Origin of the sequence: Occallatibacter sp., assembly GCF_049802275.1 — a bacterium.
In the GTDB taxonomy this organism is placed as follows: domain Bacteria; phylum Acidobacteriota; class Terriglobia; order Terriglobales; family Acidobacteriaceae; genus Telmatobacter.
Map to the genome: position 1 here is coordinate 1 of NZ_JBARMD010000561.1, position 3,340 is coordinate 3,340.

4 protein-coding genes are annotated in these 3,340 nt (G+C 58.9%); 3 read left to right on the forward strand and 1 reads right to left on the reverse strand.

The window, feature by feature from the left end:
- Positions 1–1,236, forward strand: a 1,236-nt coding sequence (locus WA354_RS19350; RefSeq protein ID WP_472814659.1) for a DUF1593 domain-containing protein, incomplete at its 5' end; no start/stop codon positions are given.
- Positions 1,237–1,286: 50 nt separating this feature from the next.
- Here WA354_RS19350 and WA354_RS19355 read toward each other — a convergent pair.
- Positions 1,287–2,360, reverse strand: a complete 1,074-nt coding sequence (locus tag WA354_RS19355) for a hypothetical protein (protein ID WP_472814660.1) — start codon at positions 2,358–2,360, stop codon at positions 1,287–1,289.
- Between the two features lie 202 nt (positions 2,361–2,562).
- On the opposite strand from WA354_RS19355, the gene WA354_RS19360 reads away from it, so the two are divergent.
- Entirely contained in the window at positions 2,563–2,871 is a 309-nt protein-coding gene (locus WA354_RS19360) for a hypothetical protein (protein WP_472814661.1), read from the forward strand.
- A 173-nt stretch (positions 2,872–3,044) separates the two neighbouring features.
- The coding region (locus tag WA354_RS19365) for a hypothetical protein (protein WP_472814662.1) at positions 3,045–3,340 on the forward strand (296 nt) is incomplete at its 3' end.

Genomic DNA, 3,340 nt, shown 5'->3' on the forward strand with positions numbered 1-3,340 from the left:
ATCGCCGCATACGGACAGGTGCGGCCAAATCTGTTGCTGCATGCAAAAGGATGGCCGGAGGCGAACGATCTGGATGCGCACGTATTCACGGGGCAGACTGCGTATGGGATGAGTGCGGTGGGTACGGGCAAGTCGTCGGAAGGGTCGAAGGCAATTGTGAAAGCGCTGGAGCGCGACGATCCCCGGCCGCTTTGGATCTGCATATGGGGCGGGGCGAATACGCTGGCACAGGCACTCGAGGATCTGACGGCTTCGCATACAGCGCCTGAGAACTCGAAGCTGATCGCACGGTTGCGTGTGTATTCGATCAGCGACCAGGATGATGCGGGGCCAATGATTCGCAAGCAGTATCCGGAGTTGTTCTATATCGTGTCGCCGTCGACTCCGACGAGCGGGGAGTATGCATCGGCGACGTGGACGGGAATCAGCGGGGACCGGTATTACCGCAATGGCGACGGTGCGGATTCTGCGACCGTTACGAATGAGTGGCTTGAGACCAATATCCGCAGCAAGGGATCACTGGGCAAGAAGTATCCGAAGTTCATGTTCATTATGGAGGGCGACACGCCGTCGTTCCTCGGGCTGATCGACAACGGGCTGAACGCGTACCGGCGACCGGACTGGGGTGGCTGGGGTGGGCGATATGTATTCCGGCAGACGTATGGAGAAACGCATCCGATCTGGACGCAGGGCGGAGACGAATTTGCGAGAGTCGACTCGCGAGATACAGTGACCGGCATTGATGGAAAGGAGCACACGTCAGATCAGGCGACGATCTGGCGCTGGCGCGAGGCGTTTCAGAACGACTTTGCAGCGCGCATGACTTGGACTGTGGCGGATTTTGCGCATGCGAATCACAATCCTGTCGTGGTTGTGAATGGGAAAGGCGGATCGGCTCAGCTCGAGATGAATGTGCGGGTGGGCGAGACGATTACGCTCGACGCAGGTCAGAGCAGTGATCCCGACGGGCAGCGGCTGCACTTTCACTGGTTTCACTACGCCGAGGCCGGAATTGCCGACGGGAATCTGGCGGCATTGACGCTGAATGGAGCAGAGAGTCCAACCGTGACCGTGCGCGCTGATGCGGCGTGCCGTCCGCTATGGCTACCGCTGATCCCGTGCAAGGGTGACGGCGTGGCGCACGTGATTTTGGCGGTGACAGACGATGGATCTCCGCGGCTCACCTCGTATCGACGAGTGATTTTGCACGTGCATGGGACCGTTGCAAATAAGTAGGCTTCCCGGGCGGGAGACGCGCTTCACGCCCGAGTGCGGTGCAGCGCGTGTCAGCTCTTTTTAAGCACCAGGGGAATCGACATGCCCTGGGTGAAGCTGCCATCGATAGTATCTTTGGCTGCGTTGATCTGGCCCTCGAAGGTGGCCCCAAAGGCTTTCATCTCGATGGAAATTTTGTTGCCAGTGCGAGTGACTGACGTGGTTGGCGCCCAAGCCGGACTCTGATCGGGACTTTGTACAGTTGCGGTCAGGCCAGTGTCCATGTTCACGATCTTGAATAGGATCCGAAGCGTCCCTTTGGGAGTATCAAGAGCGCCCTGCCACGTGCCGTCGATATCGGATGGCACTGCGGATTTGGGAGCCGGTGCTGCGGTTTGCGGCTGGGCGCGCTTGAAGTTGAGTGTGAGGGGCTGGCCCTGTGACCAGGTGCCACCAATCTCGCTTGAATCCTTGTTTACCGTGCCGGCATAGGTTCCGCTGACCGCGGGAAGGCCGAGGGTAAGCTGGCTCCCTCTCAATTCAATCGAAGACACTGGAATGCCAATCGCGCCCTGATCGAGACTATCAAGCGTGCCGGTGAGGGTGCCATCCTTGGCAGCCGTGATATGGAGCACAAGGCGAAGTTGGGCAGGACCAGCGGTGAGGGTTCCTGCCCAGTCGCCAGCGACAGAGGGCTGCGCCATTGCAGGTGCCGCCGGCGCCGGCTGCGATTGGCTGTGCTTGAACGTGATCTGTATAGGATCCTGGGGCGGATCGATCTGCGTCCAGGTGCCGCTCACCTCGTTTGCTTCTTTGTTGAGAGTGCCAACGAAGGAGCCCTTGAGATTGATGTCCTGCCCGTTGGGACTGATCACGTCGTCTACTTCAATCTTCACTTCGGAACCCTTGACGGTGGTCTTCTTGGCCTTGATGCCGAAGATACTTTGAGTGACGTTGTCCAGTGTCGAAGTAAGGGTTCCGTCAGCAGCGACAGTGACATGCCAGGCGAGTTGGAATGTGATGCCATTCTGGTCGAAGCTGCCCTGCCAGTCGCCTGCCAGGTTGGCCTGGGCAGAACAGAAGGGGGTCGACATCAGGGCTGCGACAGCGAAAATTGAGAGCCTGGTAAGAAAAATGCCTTTCATGAATCTCCTTACCGCGGAGGGAGGGCTCCGCGTTTACACAGGTACAGCGTTAATCGGAAGGGGGACGGCATGCTGAGAATGGTACGCCGGAGCGAGCCTGCAAGTTCAAAAATCGGGGCGGAAAGAAACTGCTTCTGCGTCAGGGCGGTCCGGCTTTTCTGGGCTTCCCTGATCCCGCCAGAGCGCCTACAATTGGCCTGTTATGGGCAAAGAGAAGGCAGAGACATTTCAGGTTGCATGCCCCGATTGCGGGGCGATGATCGTGGTGGATGCGGCTACCGGGCTGCTGGTAAGTCACACTTCGGCGCCGCGCAAGCGGATGTTTGAGGATCTCGAAACCGCGGCCAAGGCAATGCGCGAGCAGGATGAACGCAAGGAGTCGATCTTCCGCCAATCGGTCGACGCGGAGAAGAACAAGGAAGATCTCTTTGACAAGAAGTTTGCCGAGGCACTGCGCAAGGCAAAGGACGCACCGGCGGGCAAGCCGCTGCGCGATTTCGATCTGGATTGAGCCGGGCAGCCTGGCAGCGCAGCGCCCTATGTGAACCCCGGGGAAATGCACGGCGAGAAGGATTTCTCTCGCTGCCGCAATTATTGACGCTGCATCTAATTACAGAAGGGGGGAAGCTCATGGTCGTAGCGACTTTTCCGGGCCGGGAAAACCGGTCCCCGAGGATCACCGAGATGGCAGAGTCCGATTCATTTGATTGGATAAAGGTTGCAGCATGCGGATCGCTCATAACCGGTGGACTTCTGCTCCTGAGCGGACAGAAGCGCGCTGGGCTGGTGATGGCGGCGTCGGGTACGGCGTTGGCCCTGCTGGATCATGAAACAACACTCCGCGACTGGTGGCAAGCCATGCCGGGCTATGTTGAGCGCGCACAGTACATGCTCGAGCATGTGCAGGACGTGGTGGAAAATGTTGCGGAGAAAGGCGAGTCTCTGCGCAGGGTTTTATCGCGGCGCTCGCCGTCGGTCAC